The sequence below is a fragment of the Myxococcus sp. CA056 genome (assembly GCF_013336715.1).
Classification (GTDB): domain Bacteria; phylum Myxococcota; class Myxococcia; order Myxococcales; family Myxococcaceae; genus Myxococcus; species Myxococcus llanfairpwllgwyngyllgogerychwyrndrobwllllantysiliogogogochensis.
The window spans coordinates 35450-50032 of record NZ_JABUMT010000007.1 but is presented as its reverse complement, the minus strand read 5'-3'; the positions used below and the strand labels follow the sequence as shown (position 1 = coordinate 50032).

At 69.4% G+C, this 14583-nt stretch carries 11 protein-coding genes; 5 read left to right on the top strand and 6 right to left on the bottom strand.

Going from position 1 to position 14583, the window contains the following annotated elements; translation table 11 throughout:
* Positions 1–8: 8 nt before the first annotated feature.
* From HUA76_RS26610 to HUA76_RS26600, 3 genes are read right to left on the bottom strand one after another with little or no spacing between them, the layout of a single operon-like run.
* A complete protein-coding gene (locus HUA76_RS26610) occupies positions 9–1502 on the bottom strand; it encodes an efflux RND transporter periplasmic adaptor subunit (protein ID WP_174462428.1) in 1494 nt (497 codons plus the stop codon).
* A gap of 45 nt (positions 1503–1547) precedes the next feature.
* Entirely contained in the window at positions 1548–2264 is a 717-nt protein-coding gene (locus tag HUA76_RS26605) for an ABC transporter ATP-binding protein (protein WP_174462557.1), read from the bottom strand.
* Positions 2265–2272: 8 nt separating this feature from the next.
* Positions 2273–3781 (bottom strand): TolC family protein, encoded by a 1509-nt coding sequence (locus HUA76_RS26600; protein ID WP_254614501.1) that lies wholly within the window; start codon positions 3779–3781, stop codon positions 2273–2275.
* Between the two features lie 569 nt (positions 3782–4350).
* On the opposite strand from HUA76_RS26600, the gene HUA76_RS26595 reads away from it, so the two are divergent.
* A complete protein-coding gene (locus tag HUA76_RS26595) occupies positions 4351–5565 on the top strand; it encodes a sensor histidine kinase KdpD (protein WP_246137460.1) in 1215 nt (404 codons plus the stop codon).
* A gap of 3 nt (positions 5566–5568) precedes the next feature.
* Positions 5569–6915 carry a sigma-54 dependent transcriptional regulator gene (locus HUA76_RS26590; RefSeq protein ID WP_174456703.1) on the top strand — a complete coding sequence of 449 codons (1347 nt, stop codon included), beginning with the start codon at positions 5569–5571 and terminating at the stop codon, positions 6913–6915.
* Between the two features lie 40 nt (positions 6916–6955).
* On the opposite strand, the gene HUA76_RS26585 is transcribed toward HUA76_RS26590, so the two are convergent.
* A complete protein-coding gene (locus HUA76_RS26585) occupies positions 6956–7546 on the bottom strand; it encodes a hypothetical protein (protein WP_174456702.1) in 591 nt (196 codons plus the stop codon).
* Between the two features lie 98 nt (positions 7547–7644).
* Here HUA76_RS26585 and HUA76_RS26580 point away from each other — a divergent pair, with 98 nt between their 5' ends.
* Positions 7645–8106 carry a tetratricopeptide repeat protein gene (locus tag HUA76_RS26580; RefSeq protein ID WP_174456701.1) on the top strand — a complete coding sequence of 154 codons (462 nt, stop codon included), beginning with the start codon at positions 7645–7647 and terminating at the stop codon, positions 8104–8106.
* A gap of 10 nt (positions 8107–8116) precedes the next feature.
* Here HUA76_RS26580 and HUA76_RS26575 read toward each other — a convergent pair whose 3' ends face one another.
* Together HUA76_RS26575 and HUA76_RS26570 are read right to left on the bottom strand one after the other, a co-directional pair.
* A complete protein-coding gene (locus tag HUA76_RS26575; RefSeq protein ID WP_174462427.1) occupies positions 8117–8512 on the bottom strand; it encodes a VOC family protein in 396 nt (131 codons plus the stop codon).
* 157 nt (positions 8513–8669) lie between these two features.
* Complete coding sequence (locus tag HUA76_RS26570) at positions 8670–10844, bottom strand: M4 family metallopeptidase (protein ID WP_174456699.1); 2175 nt, start codon at positions 10842–10844, stop codon at positions 8670–8672.
* Positions 10845–11085: 241 nt separating this feature from the next.
* On the opposite strand from HUA76_RS26570, the gene HUA76_RS26565 reads away from it, so the two are divergent.
* Both HUA76_RS26565 and HUA76_RS26560 read left to right on the top strand, forming a co-directional pair.
* Complete coding sequence (locus HUA76_RS26565; protein WP_174462426.1) at positions 11086–12810, top strand: phosphatidylinositol-specific phospholipase C; 1725 nt, start codon at positions 11086–11088, stop codon at positions 12808–12810.
* A 259-nt stretch (positions 12811–13069) separates the two neighbouring features.
* Positions 13070–14578, top strand: coding sequence for a hydroxymethylglutaryl-CoA reductase (locus HUA76_RS26560; RefSeq protein ID WP_254614500.1), 1509 nt, complete (start codon positions 13070–13072; stop codon positions 14576–14578).
* Positions 14579–14583 lie beyond the last annotated feature (5 nt).

The following is a 14583-nucleotide window of genomic DNA, read 5'->3' as shown; positions in this document are numbered from 1 at the left end:
CCCGCCGACTAACGACCGCCGCGCCCACCGCCAGCACCACCACCCATGCCGGGCATCATTCCGCCCCCCGCCTGCCGCATCCGCTCGTTGCGCTGCGCCTGCTGCTGCTGGAGCTGCGCCACCGACACGAGCAACACCTGCTCGCCCGCCTCCAGCCCGCTGATGACCTCCGAGCTCTCCCAGTCACTCATGCCCAGCACCACGCGGCGCGGCTCTGGCCCCTTCGCGCCCTGCACGAAGACGAGCCCCGGTCGCGTGTCGCCCTGGGCCTGCTGGCCGTCGCGGTTGCCCCGGTTGCGCCGGCCTTCACCCGCGCCGTCCTGACCCGCGGCCGTCGCGGGAGTCGCCACGTTCACCGGCGTGGCCGTGCCCGCGCCCACGGTGCCCTTGTCGCCGCCCGCCACGGGCGCGCCCTCGGTGCCACCCGTCGACGCCGGGCCCTGTGGAGCGGTGTCCGCGCCGCTTCCCCCCGAGCCACCCCGGCCCCGGCCCGCCCCGGTGGAGCCCGGCGGACGCATCAGCGAGCGCACCGAGTCCTCCGTAAGTCCCACCGCCAGCGCCGCCGCGCGGGCATCCCGCAGGCCCACCACGGCGGAGTTGGGGACGGTGATGGCGTCGCGGCGGCGGGAGATTTCAATGGCCACCTCCGCGTTCATCCCCGGGCGCAGCAGCCCTTCCGGATTGTCCAGGCGCACGAGCACCGGGAAGAGGGTGACGTTCTGCTCCACCAGCGCCTGGGGTTCGATCTTCACGACCTCACCGACGAACGTCTTTCCCGGGTACGCCTCCATCGTCACGCGCGCCTTGAGGCCCGCCTTGAGCTGGCCCACGTCCGTCTCGTCCACCTTGGCGCGCACCTGCATGACGGACAGGTCCGCCATCTTGAACAGCGTGCTGCCACCGGACACGTTGGACGTGGCTGACGCGATGATCTGCCCGGGCTGAATCGTCCGCTCCAGCAGCGTCCCGGCGCTGGGGGCGCGGATGGTGACGTCGCGGCTGCGCTCCTTGGCGAGCTGGAGGTTCGTCTCCGCGCGCACCTTGGCCGCCCGCGCGGTGGCGTAGGCATCCACCGTCGTCTCGTATTCCTGCTGGGTGACGTAGCCGGACTGACGCAGCGACTCCATGCGCTGGCGCTGAGCCTCCGTCGTGTTCAGTCGCACGCGCGCGGAGTCCAGGTCCGCCTGCGCCTGGGCCAGCGCGTTCTGCACGTCGCGCGGGTCGATCTCCGCGAGCAGTGCGTCCTTCTCCACCTTGTCGCCGGTGTCGAACAGCACGCGGAGCACTTCGCCGGACGCCTTGGACTTCACCTCCACCACGCGCAGCGGCTCCACCAGGCCGGCGGACTCCGCGACGACCTCCATGTCCCGGCGCTCCACCACGGCGACGGCCGCCGAGCGCTCCGGTGTGGCGGGCTCCGTGCTCCGCTGGGTGGCGTAGACGCCCGCTCCAATCAGGACCGCCGCGACACCCGTGATGACCATCTTCTTCGCCTTGCTCACGACGTCCTCCAGGTCTCTTCGTGGCCGCGCGACGCGCGGTCCCGCTCAATTCCGCTTCAGCTCGTCCCGCTCGATGACGCCGTCCTTCAAGAACAGCACCCGCCGCGCGTACGCCGCGATGTCCGACTCGTGCGTGACGAGCATCAACGTCTGCCCCTGGGCATGCAGCTCCCCGAAGAGGGCCATGATTTCCTCACCCGTCCGGCTGTCGAGCGCGCCCGTGGGCTCGTCCGCCAGCAGCAGCGCGGGCTGCGTCACCAGCGCGCGGGCGATGGCCACGCGTTGACGTTGACCGCCCGATAGTTCGTTGGGCCGGTGGTCCTTGCGTGCGCCCAGGCCCACCTTCTCCAGCATCGCCGCCGCGCGCTCGTGGCGGACCTTCTTGGGCACGCGCGCGTACACCAGCGGCAGCGCCACGTTGTCCAGCGCGGAGGCGCGGGGCAGCAGGTTGAAGCTCTGGAACACGAAGCCCAGCTCGCGGTTGCGGATGCGCGCGAGCGCGTTCTCCGTCATCCCCGCCACGGGTTGGCCGTTGAGCCAGTACTGCCCGCCGCTCGGCACATCCAGGCAGCCGATGAGGTTCATGAAGGTGGACTTGCCGGAGCCCGACGGGCCCATGACGGCCACGTATTCGTTGCGGCGGATGGTGAGGTCCACGCCGCGCAGCGCGCGCACCACCTCCGAGCCCATCGTGTAGGCCTTGCTCAAGCCCTCCACGCGGATGACCACGTCCGCGATGTCCCGCGCCGTCGAACTCTCCATGGCGATGCTCACAGCGGCCTCCCGGCGAGCGCTTCCAGTTCGGCGCGTGCGATGCGGTAGTCGAAGCGAGAGGACACGAGGTTGATCTCCGCCTGGACCAGGTTCTCCTGCGACGTCAGCAGCTCCAGGATGGTCGTCGCGCCCAGACGGTAGCGCTCTTCCTGCACCTTGAGGTCCTCGCGCGCCACCTCCACGGACTGCTCGGACAGGGTGATGCGGTCCGCGGAGAGGCGCAGTTGAGCCAACGCCTGGCTGGCCCCCGACCTCACCGCGCGCCGTGTGTCCGCGAGCTGCGCCTGGGACACGACTTCCTGCGTCCTGGCCCGCTGCACCCGCTCCTCGCGCAGGAAGCCGTCGAAGATGGGGTAGGAGAGGCCCAGGCGCACCGACCAGCTCGTCTTGCCTCCGTTGAAGCTCGCGTCCTGGTTGAACCAGTCGTAGCCGGCGGACAGGCGAACGGACGGCAGGTAGGTCGCCTTCGCCACGCTCACGCCCGCTTCGGAGGCGCGCAGCGTGGAGGCCGCGGCGAGCACCGCGGGGGCGTTGGATTCCAGCTCCGTGATGAGCGCGGCCTCGGTGAGCGTGAACGGCTTGGGGCCCAGGTTCCCGTCGGCCTGGGCCTGCGCCGGACCGTCCGCGCCGATGAGGCGTCCCAGCGACAGGGCCGCCGAGGTGCGCTGGGTCTCCGCCGTGCGCAGCGCCTCCAGGGCCGTGGTGTGGTCCAGCCGCGCCCGCAGCAGGTCGGAGCGCGTCGCCGAGCCCACCGCCAGTCGCCGCTCCGCCGCGTCTTCGTTCTGCCTGGCCCGCTCGATGCGCGAGCGCGCCACTTCTTCCAGGCCCGTCGCCCGGAGCACCTCGTAGAAGGCGCGCTCCACGTCGAGCACCGCGCTGGCGCGCTGCGCGGTGAGCTGTGCCCCGGCCGCACCGGACTGCGCGCGGGTCTGCTTGCGCGTGGCGCTGCGCTGGCCACCGGTGAAGACGTTCCACGACGTGGACAGGCCCGCGCTGTACGTGTCGTTGGAGCCGGAGACGACGGTGCCTGTATCGGGCACGATGCGATCACTGCTGGAGAGCGAGCCCGTCGCGTTCGCCGAGAGGGAAGGGAGGTAGGCGCCCACCGCGCTGAGCTCCGCCGACGCCGCGTTGGTGACGGTGCCCTCCGCCTGCACCACCTGCGGATTCGCCTTGAGCGCCCGCGCGATGGCCTCCTCGAGCGTGACAGTCACGCCCTGGGGCTCTTCTGCCTGGGCCGTGAGGCTCTGGACCGGCGCGCTGTCTGGGGCCTGGGGAGTTCCCTGAACCGGCGCGGCTGCGTCCTTCTTCGTCGTTTCCTGGGTGGGCGCGTCCGCCGGAGCCTTCTGCGCCTGGGCGGCGCTGTTCTGCTCGGTGCCGGGAGCCCCGGTGGGCGTTTGCGCCGCGCCCAATCCTGGCGTCGCCACCAGGCCGAGGAGGCCCAGCGTCAGCGCCGTCATCCGGTGGGGCCGTCTCTTGAACCACGCTCTCTTGAGCATCGTCATCGCAGCCATGTCCCGTTGAAGGCCGGTGCGCTTCTGGCGCGTCCGGCGGTTCCGAAGCAGGGTGACTGCATGCGCCTTGCCAGTTTTCAACACATTGAAACCTCAGGGGAAACCCGCGCGAGCGCTGCGAGAAGCGCCGCCCGAGTGCGGATTCCGCATGCGGTCCGCGAGGGTCTCTATCGGTCATGCCTCGCGGCGTGAGGGCCGCGTGGGGGCGGGGCTTCGTGGGCCCCTGGCGAGACGTGGGCCTCGTGCTTGCACACGGAGGCCGGGACGGGTGGGCGTGACGCGTGTCGCCGCCTGCTCGGACTGCGCTCCAGCGGCCCGTGCGCCGCGCCAACCCTCGGGGAGAACCGCATGGGCTCGACAGCAACCAGGCAATGGGGAGCCCGCGTGGCGCCACGCCGTGCGAGAAGGGAGTGCGGATTCCGCACCGTGCATGCAGAGTTCGCAGCGAGCGGAGGCATCTCATGGAGTGGGATTCACCCCGAGCGGGGTCATCGTCGATGAGCGGCGCGTCCCGTTGGAGGCCGCGTGGTCCGTGGATGCCGTGGGTCGCGGCGGGGCTCATGTGCGCCGTGCTTCTGTCCGCGGTGCTCTTCATCCGCAGGTCCGCGATGGAGTCGTCCTCGCTGGTGGTGCGAGGCATGGCCAACGTCCTGATGCACTCCGGGTTGGAGGCCTTCCGAGAGGGCTCGGGTCCTCCGAGCCAGCAGTCGCTCGATGCCTTCCTCGCGGCGAACCAGGAGGGCGGCCTGCGCTACGTGGCCATCATCGAGGACGGGCGGGTGCTGGAGTCGTCGGGGGAGGGCTCGCTGGGAGAGATTCAGGACGGCCCCCTGCTGCGCATCGAAGCGGGCCGGGGTCGCTTCATCCATCGACTGCGCAAGCCGAAGCCGGAGGCCCCGGTCACGACGAGCGGGGGTGCGCCCACGGTGGACCCGGCGCCGCAGGAGCCGCGCCGCAACCTGCGCATCGGCTACGAGTTCGAGCCTGTCACCGCGCTGGAGTTGACGGACCGCGCGCAGCGTCTGCTGTTCATCGCGGCGGTGTCGTGCGTGGGAATCCTGGGGCTGGCCTTCGCCTTCTCGCGCTCCCTGGCGCAGCGCGAGGCCCTGGCTGCGGAGCTGGAGCGAGGCCGTCGGCTGGCTGCGCTGGGCACCATGTCGGCGGTGCTGGCGCACGAGCTGCGCAACCCGCTGGCCTCGCTCAAGGGCCACGCACAGTTGCTCGCGGAGCGCGTGGAGCGGGACGAGGTGCTGCGCCCCAAGGCGGACCGCATCGTGGGTGAGGCGGTGCGGTTGGAGCAGCTGATGAATGACCTGCTGTCCTTCGTGCGCAGCGGAGAGCTGCGGCGCACCGGGACGGACCCCAACGAGGTGTTGCGCGCGGCGGTGGAGGCCACGGGTGAGTCCAGCGTGCAGGCGCACTACCTGCCGAGCCGCGAGCAGTGGGAGCTGGACGCTGGGCGCTTCCAGCAGGCGCTGGAGAACGTGCTGCGCAACGCGGTGCAGGTGAGTCCGGCCGGGCAGCGCGTGGAGGTGGACGTGGCCCAGGAGGGCAAGTCGCTCGTGTTCATCGTGAGGGATTACGGGCCGGGCATTCCGAAGGGAGACGAGGAGCGCATCTTCGAGCCCTTCGTCACCGGGCGGCTGCGGGGCGTGGGCCTGGGCCTGGCCATCACCCGCCGCATCGTGGAGCTGCACGGGGGCTCGGTGAGCGCGAAGACCCATTCCGGAGGTGGCGCGGAGTTCCGGCTCATCGTCCCGGCGAGGGGGACCTGAGCCATGGCGCGCATCCTGGTGGCGGATGACGAGGAGGGCGTGCGCTCGTTCATCGCGGAGGCGCTCGAGGTCGAAGGCCACGTGGTGACGACGGCGGCGGATGGTGAGGAGGCCGCGCGGCTCCTGGCGAAGCAGGGCGTGGATTTGCTGGTGACCGACCTGCGGATGCCGGGGATGGATGGGCTGACGCTGCTGCGCAAGGTGCGCGAGGAGCAGCCGGACGTGGAGGTCATCATCCTCACCGCGGTGGGCTCGGTGGAGAGCGCCGTGTCGGCGATGAAGGCCGGCGCGTTCGAGTACCTCCTCAAGCCGGTGGGAAGTCCGGCGGAGCTGCGACTGACGGTGGCTCGGGCGCTGGAGCGCCGCGCGCTGTTGAACTTCAAGGCGGAGGCGCGTCAGTCCACCAGCGAGGTGGTGCTGAGCTGGGGCGCGCCGTCGATGGGGCCCGTGGTGGAGGCGCTGCGCAAGGTGTCACCCACACAGGCCACGGTGTTGCTCGTGGGCGAGAGCGGCACGGGCAAGGAGGTCGCCGCGCGGGCGCTGCACCAGTGGGGTGAGCGCTCGGAGGGGCCCTTCGTCGCGGTCAACTGCGCGGCCCTCACGGAGACGCTGCTGGAGAGCGAGCTGTTCGGCCACGAGAAGGGCGCCTTCACCGGCGCGGTGGCGCAGCGGCGCGGACGCATCGAACTGGCCCAGGGCGGGACGTTCTTCCTGGACGAAGTGGGCGAGTTGAAGGCGGAGCTGCAGGCCAAGCTGTTGCGCGTGCTCCAGGAGCGGCGCTTCGAGCGCGTGGGTGGTACCCGGACGCTGGAGGCGGACGTGCGCTGGGTGGCGGCGACCAACCGCGACCTCAAGACGATGATGGCCCACGGCGAGTTCCGCGAGGACCTCTACCACCGGCTGGCGGTGTTCCCCATCCGGATGCCGTCGCTGCGCGAGCGTCGCGAGGACCTGCGTCCACTGGCGGAGCTGTTGCTGCGCCGCATTGGCGAGGAGCTGGGACGGCCCGGGTTGAAGCTGTCCCCGGAGGCGTCGGAGCGGCTGGAGTCCTTCTCCTGGCCGGGCAACGTGCGCGAGCTGCGCAATGCCCTGGAGCGCGCGGCCATCCTCGCCGACGGCGCGGTGGTGGAGTCGAGCCACCTGTGGCTGGACCCCACCAGTGCTCCGGCTCCCACGGCCACACCCGCGGCGGGCGTGCGCCTGCCGGACACGACGCTGGAGGAGTTGGAGCGGATGGCGATTGAACAGGCCATCGCGGACGAGGGTGGCAACCGGAAGCGCGCCGCGCAGCGGCTGGGCATCGGGTTGCGCACGCTCTACGACAAGCTGCGGCGCTACGGAATGCAGTGAGGCCAGGGGGCGCGAAGCAGCCGCGCCCCCGGGGCCACGCTCACGGAGGGCCGTAGCCCTGCACGCGGGAGTTGACCTCCACCGCGGTGGCGTAGATCTGCGCCCACGTCCGGTACTTCAGCTTGTCGCCGAAGCCCTTCTGGTCATTGGCGTAGTTGAACAGGTCCTTGCGGAAGAGCGCGTCGGCCGCCTTGCGCGCGCCATCGGCCAGGGGCGTGCCCTTGCGGTCGTAGTAGCGCAGCAGGTCATAGCCGTAGTCGTGCGTCTTCGCGGCCGGGTCGAACTCCTTGTCCGGTCCAATCTTGCCGGGCGCGGACGCGGAGCCGTGCGGGTCCTGCATGCGCTGACCGTGCTTCGTCTGGATGGCGTAGGGCTTGTAGCCCATCACCTTCTCGAAGTCGGCCGGGGGCGGGCGGGCACCCGTCAGGTACTCGTTCATCAGCTTGCCGTGGTCCCCGGCGGGCGCCGCGCCCACCTTGGCCGTCTTCTCCGTGGCGTCCGTGCCGCGGGCGAAGGTGTCCTGGGTGTTCGGCCGGACCGGCACCGCCGTGTTGGAGCGCTCGGCGGTCGGCGACTCAGCGCTGTTGGAGACCGGACGGCGGGAGGAGACGGGGGGATTGCGCACGAGCATGGAGGACCCGGGGGAAAGCTTCTCTTGGTTTGTCGCACTCTGTAGGGTGGAAGTTGCGTGAATGGGATTAACGCACCGCATTGTGAGAAGGAGAGCTTGTGGGCACGGACCTGTATCGCGACGGACTGGCGCGGCTGGAGGCGGGGGATGGGAAGGAGGCGAAGCGGCTGCTGGAGGCCGCGCTGCATGAGGCCCCGGGGGACGCGGGGGTGATGCACGCGCTGTCACGGGCGCTGGACCTGGCGGGGGAGCGCGCGAGGGCCGTGGAGTTGCTGGAGCTGGTCCACGCGAAGGCCCCATCGGAGCCGGGCCCGGCGTGTGACCTGGCGATTGCGCTGTTGGAGAAGGGGGAGGACGCGCGCGCGGCGCAGGTACTGGGGCCGGTGCTGGAGGCCCACCCCGACCACCCCCGGGCGAACCTGGACCTGGCGCTGGCGCTGGCGAAGACGGAGCCGGACCGGTCAAGGCTTCATGCCCAGCGCGCGGGCCGGAGCTCCAACGCGGACGAGCGCGAGCAGGCGGCGGCGCTGGAGCGGGTGCTGTCCGGACAGGCGCCCTGAGCCACGAGCGTCACATCTCCCGGACGCACGCCTCGATGTTGTTGCCGTCCGGGTCCAGCAGGAAGGCCGCGTAGTACTTGTAGGCGCCGACGCGCGGACCGGGCGCGCCATTGTCCCGGCCGCCCGCGGCCAGTCCGCGCTGATGGAACGCGTCCACCTCCGCGCGGTCCGTGGTGGAGAACGCCATGTGGAGGGGACTGCGCCCCGGGCCGTGCTGGTCCGTCCAGGTCTCCGGTCGAAGCGTGCCCACCCATAGGAAGGGGGACTTCGGGTCGGTGCCGAACAGCGCGAAGCCGTCGCCGCGTTCCATGCGTTTGAGCCCCAGCGGAGCGAGGCACGCCTCGTAGAAGCGCACGCACTTCTCCAGGTCCTTGGTCACGAATCCGAAGTGGTCGAGCTTGAGCATGCGGTCACGATGGGAACGGGCGCGACCCGGTGACAAGTGACCGCCCGGCGGTCCCCGCGCTCGCTCTCCCGCCTGCCTTCGCGCGGGCGGAAAGCGCACGACGGGCGGCCTCCCGAGGGAAGCCGCCCGCCGTGTGAGGTGCCGCGCGAAGCCGGTGCTACGGCGTCGTGTAGTTGATGGTCAGGTTGTACGTCGCCGCCTGGTTGCTGGCGCCGCGCACCATGACGTGGGCCGCTGTCTGCCCGGCGGGCACGGTGAGCGTGCACGTCTCGGCGGCTCCCGACAGGTTGGGGCGGCAGTCATAGGCGCTGGTGGTGGGCTGCGAGCCGAAGCGGACGTACAGGTTGGGGTTGCGCGTGCCTGTCATCACCACGCTGAACGTCGTGCCCGGCACCACGGTGTAGGGGCCGTAGCGCACGTTCGTGTTGCGCGTCACCGAGCCCGACTCCGTCTCCGTGGTGGGCGTGCCGGGCCCGCCACCGCCCGAGTACGTGCCCGTCAGCGTCAGCCCGGAGTAGGCCGAGAAGGCGTTGACCATGACGTACCAGGTGCCGGCCTGCGGGTTGTTGATGGTGCACGTCTCCGCGTTGCCGCTGGTGTACGGGCGGCAGTCGTAGGTGCCGGAGTTCGGCGCGGCGCCGAAGCGCACGTACAGGTCCGCGTCACCCGTGCCACCGCTGGTGGTGACGACCAGCGAGGCGCGGCCCGCGGGGACCTCCAGCGTGTAGTACTTCTTGTTGCCGGAGCTGCCGGACAGGCCCGTCACCGGCACGCCGTTGCTCAGCGGCGTCGTCACCGGGGGCGGAGGCGGCACACCGACGGCCACCCACGCATCCGTCACGGCCTGCACCGTCGCGGCGTTGTAGCCCAGCTCCTGCGCGGCCTGGACGGTGTACGCCTTGGCCTGCTCGAACGTGGTGCTCGGGGTGAAGAGGTCCGTGTTGGCCTTGTAGAAGATGCGGCCGGCCGCTTCCGGGCCAATCGCGGCGACGGTGTTGGTCGTCTTGCCACGCGGGTGCGTGCCACCCTTGGAGAGCAGGGCGAAGACGAGGTTGCTGATGCCGGAGCTGTAGTGCACGTCCACGCCGGACGAGTAGTCGCCGTAGAAGTCCAGCGAGTCGCCATCCTTGGCCGGGTCGTCCATGTAGCGCAGGGCGTCGTTGGCGGTGCCCGGGGTCCAGATGTCCTCGCCCACCATGAACACGTCCGCGTCCGTGGCCCAGCTGCGCGTCCAGCTCTCGCACACGCCGGAGAAGATGTCGGACATGGACTCGTTGAGGCCGCCGGACTCACCCGAGTAGATGAGGTCCGACTCGGTGTCCGTCACCGCGTGGGTCAGCTCGTGGACGGTGACGTCCAGGTCCTTGCCCAGCTCGATGGAGTTCACGCCGTCGCCGTCGCCGTACACCATCTGGGTGCCGTCCCAGTACGCGTTCACGTAGTTGCTGCCGTAGTGGACGGTGCTGATGAGCGCGGCGCCCGCGTTGTCGTACGAGTCGCGGCCGAACAGCGTCTGGTAGCAGTTGTACGTGACGCCGAGCTGGTCGTAGTTCATGTCCACGTGGGCATCGCCCGTGGCCGCCTGTCCCTCGCTGCGGCGGAGGGTGCCCGGCGTGGTGCTGCCATTGTTGGCGCTGTGCACCCGGCGGTTGAGCGCCTCGTGGATCTGCGGATGCGTGGCCACAACGCCGCCGCGCTGCGCGTCGACATAGACCAGGTCATCGGCCTTGAAGCCGTCGCGGGTGCCTACCAGGCGCACCTGCCACGCCAGCCGGAGCTCCTCGGTGCCCTCGGGACGCAGGTACACCAGCGTCGGAGCGCCCTCGGCCTTCGCGCCGTCGACGGACGTTCCGGCGAGCGCGGACGTGCGAGCGGCCTCCGAGGCCACTGTCGCCCGAGCGGAAGGCGCCGAGCCACCACGCGCCGAGCCGTTGGCCGCGTAGATGAGGCCCTCCGGGTCCGCGTGGAGGACCAGCTCGCTGCCCACCACGGGCAGGCCCTGCTCGAGCTGCCGGAAGCGCAGGTGCTTGCGGCCCTGCGCGTCCACCGTGGCGCGGCGGAACACCAGGTCGTCGTTGCGCAGGCGGAAGGCGGAGGCGATCTCCGCCAGGGCCTCGCGCGCCTCCTCGCCGGAGTCGGAGCGAGCGCGCTGCGCGGACACTCCGCCAGCCCCGGTCAGCCGACCCAGCTCACCGCGGATGAGGAACGGAACACCTTCCTGCTGTCCGACCACCTCTGCTCCAGGCAGTCGCGCCAACGCGGCCTGGACATCCGCGTCCTTGGCCTCCCCGTTGGGTGCTTCTCCTTCTGGCTGCACCGCACCGCAAGCCATGAGACCGGCGCCAACCCACGCCGCGCAGAACGTCCTCCAGACATTGCCTCTCAAGAGCACGACCTTTCTGTTGAAGGGGCTCTTTCATTGCACGTGGCTTATTCGTGTTTCAAGTGATTTTGATATATAAGATGGTTTTTCCTGTTTCGGGGTGGTTTTACACGCAGGCCCGCTCAGGTGTGCCCATTCGTGGGCAAGGGTATGTCGCCGCCACCCCTTCACACGTCAACGAGAGACAATCATGTCCACGCTGTCTTTCCCTGTCGCGGGGCTTCGTCCCCTGGCGCTCCTGCTGGCTCTGGGGCTCATCGTCGGTACGACTCCAGCCCTCGCGAGGGGGCGGTACTACAACCACTCCGGCGGTATCGAGACGAGTCACCCCGCGTGGATGAGCTGGGTCCCCAACTCGACGGGCCTGGGCGCCCTGTCCATGCCTGGGACTCACGACACCATGGCCTATCAATCTTATGGTGGAGATCTGACACAGACCCAGTCGTTGGGATTGCGCCAGCAGCTCGACGCGGGGATCCGCGCGCTGGACATCCGTTGTCGGCACATCGGTGACCGTTTCACCATCCACCACGGCGTCGTCTACCTGCACGTCAACTTCGACGATGTCCTCCAGACGACCATCCAGTTCCTCAATGCGCACCCCACCGAGACGGTGGTGATGCGCGTGAAGCGGGAACACACGGAGGAGAGCAATACGCGCGGTTTCGCGCAGACCTTCGAGTGGTATCGCGACCAGCCCGCCTACAGCCCCTACCTCTGGCGGGGCTCGCATGTGCCCACGCTGGGAGAGGTTCGCGGGAAGATTGTGATTGTGGACGATTTCGCCGGAGGGACTTACGGCATCCCCTGGGGCGCGGTGAATCTCCAGGATGACTGGACGGTGTCCCAGCTCGCGGATATCGACGACAAATGGAACAAGGTCCGCGCGCACCTTGACAGGACCCAGGGCGGTTCACCGTCCACCCTGTTCATCAACTTCCTGAGTGGTTCTTCCGCCATGGCTTATCCCTTACATGTGGCGGGAGGAATCAACATCCTGGGTATCAATTACCGGGGCGTGAATGACTACGCCATCGACCACCTGGTGGGCGGGTGGGCGCAGCGCGCGGGCATCATGATGATGGATTTCCCGGGGGCGGGATTGATTGACGCCATCCTGGCCCTCAACGTCCGGCTGCTGCCGTCCTCCAGGGGGTTGCCGGCGGACTTCAGCGCCATCTTCAGGAATACGGCGTACACGCTCGGGGGCGACGCGGAGGCGCGCTGGTATGGGATGCAGGCGTTCCTCCAGAACGCGGCGCCAGGGCGCAACTGGCATGTGATGGCGCTCAAGAAGGAGTGGGGGGCGTGGATGCACCACGAGGGCGCCTTCTATCAATCCGATTCGATGGATGACTGCACGCACCTCGCCTTTCCGACCCGGACGGTGACCAGCGTGGTGGGGCCCGGGTATCTGGCCAGCTATGTGAATGGGCAGATCGGGAGCTTGTCTGGAGGCTCGGGAGACAGGTCCTCCCAGCTCCATTCGCGGCTGAGCGCGCGCTTCCCGTTCCAGCTCTGGTCCGTGGTGGTGAAGCGCGCTCCGGGAGGGCTCGGCAACTGGGCGTATTCGGATTTCGGGCGCGGCTACAAGACCTCGTCGGGCGACTACACGTATGCGGTCCAGGGCTACTCGGCCTACGACGGGGTGTATCTGCACGAGCACATCCAGCAGGAGGGCAACGTCGTCCGTCTGACGTCGAGCATCGGCTTCCTGGGGGACGTTGGCTTCGATGATTCGCTGAGCTCCATCACCGTGCTGGGGCCCTATCAGGCGACGCTGTGCGAGCACCCGAACCAGACGGGCCGGTGTTTCACCACGTCCTCGAGCATTCGCGAGGTCAACGCCGTGCCGGGTGGGCCGTGGAATGACCAGATTTCGTCGGCCTCCGTCAGCCGGACGGGGCTGCACTGAGGCTTCGGGCGGTGCCCGCGGGGTTGAATGTTCCTCGCCCCGCGGGCCCGTCCTGTCTGCCTCGCGGGGCGAGGTGCTGTCACACGTTGGATGGCGGGGCGCCTCGTTGAACATGCTTTGCCGGGAAGTCGGCAGTGTCGTGCCGGCTCCGCGCGACATTTGAAACAAGCGTGCCTTGGTTGGCCCGGGGGGCGTCATGGCCAGCGATGTGGTGAGTTCGACGAGGGGTATCGGGAGCGAACCAGGAGCGACGCGGTGCTTGAGGAATCGGCGCGGCGCGGTGGAACTCGAGCTGCGCAATCACCTGACGGACCTGCGGCTCATCGGGCTCGGCGTGGTTCGGGTGGATGGGAAGGAAGTTCCGCTCGAGCAGGTCGTGCTGATGTCGGACGAGGGCCCCGTGTGGCGTGGCGAGCGGCTGTCGCGGGAATGCCCGGTTGCCTTCGAGCAGCGCAGGACGCTGTGCCTGCGCGCCGAGATTCCGCCGCTCGGGGAGGGGGAGCACTGGGTGGAGGTGGAGCTGGAGTGTGGACTTCACGGCCCCGTGAGTCTGCATGTGACGGAGGCCATCGAGGAGGGACACCCGGAGCCCGACAGTCGCATCCCGCGCTGTCCGGAGGATGACTACACGGAGGACATCGTCCGCTCCCGGCGGGACTATGCGGAGGCGTGGACGGGGGCTCGGCTGGAGCATGTGGCGAGCCACTCGTTCGACGCCGGCCATGCGAGGAACTCGTGCGAGCACTTCACGGGTGTGGCCCAGGTTCCGCTGGGCATCGCCGGGCCCCTCACCATCCTGGGGGAGAATGCGCATGGCGCGTACCTCATCCCCCTGGCCACGACAGAGGGGGCGATGGTGGCGAGCTACAACCGCGGCATCAAGGTCCTCAACGAGGCCGGAGGGGCTGTCTGCACGGTGCTGGACGACGCCATGCAACGCTCGCCGGTCTTCGTCTTCGAGAGCGCGAAGGCCGGGCGAGAATTCACGACATGGGTGAGGACGAATCGGGCGGCCATCGCCGAGCAGGCGGAGTCGACGAGCCGTGTGGCGACGCTCCAGGACATCGAGGCCTATCAGGTGAGCCGGATGGTCTTCCTGCGCTTCAACTTCACGACGGGAGATGCGGCGGGACAGAACATGGTGGGCAAGGCCGTGTTCGCCGCGCTCCTGTGGATTCGGGAGCAGTACCCGGCCATCCGCGCCAGCTTCCTGGATGGCAACATCTCCACGGACAAGAAGTCGTCCCAGCTCAACATCCTGCGGACCCGAGGCAAGCGCGTGGTGGCGGAGGCGGTCATCGGCAAGGAGTTGCTCCTGTCACGGATGCGCACGCACGTGCGCCAGTTGGTGCAGGTGCAGCGCATCACCACGGAAGGGTCGAATCTGGCGGGCTCACACAACAACGGCTCTCAGTCCGCCAATGCACTCGCGGCGCTGTTCATCGCGACGGGACAGGACGTGGGGGCCCTGGCGGAGTCCGCCGCCGGACGCCTGTACATGGAGGAGACTTCGGACGGGGACCTCTATGCGTCCATCACCTTGCCCGCGCTCGTGCTGGCCACGCACGGTGGAGGCACGGGCCTGCCGACGCAGCGGGAGTGCCTGGAGATGATGGACTGCTACGGACGCGGCAAGGTGCGCCGGTTGGCGGAGATTGTCGCGGGAGTCGTCCTCGCGGGAGAGCTGTCGCTCGCGTGTGCCCTGTCATCCACGCTGGGCTCGGAGGAGTGGGTTGCCAGCCACGAGCACCTGGGACGCAATCGCTAGCGAGC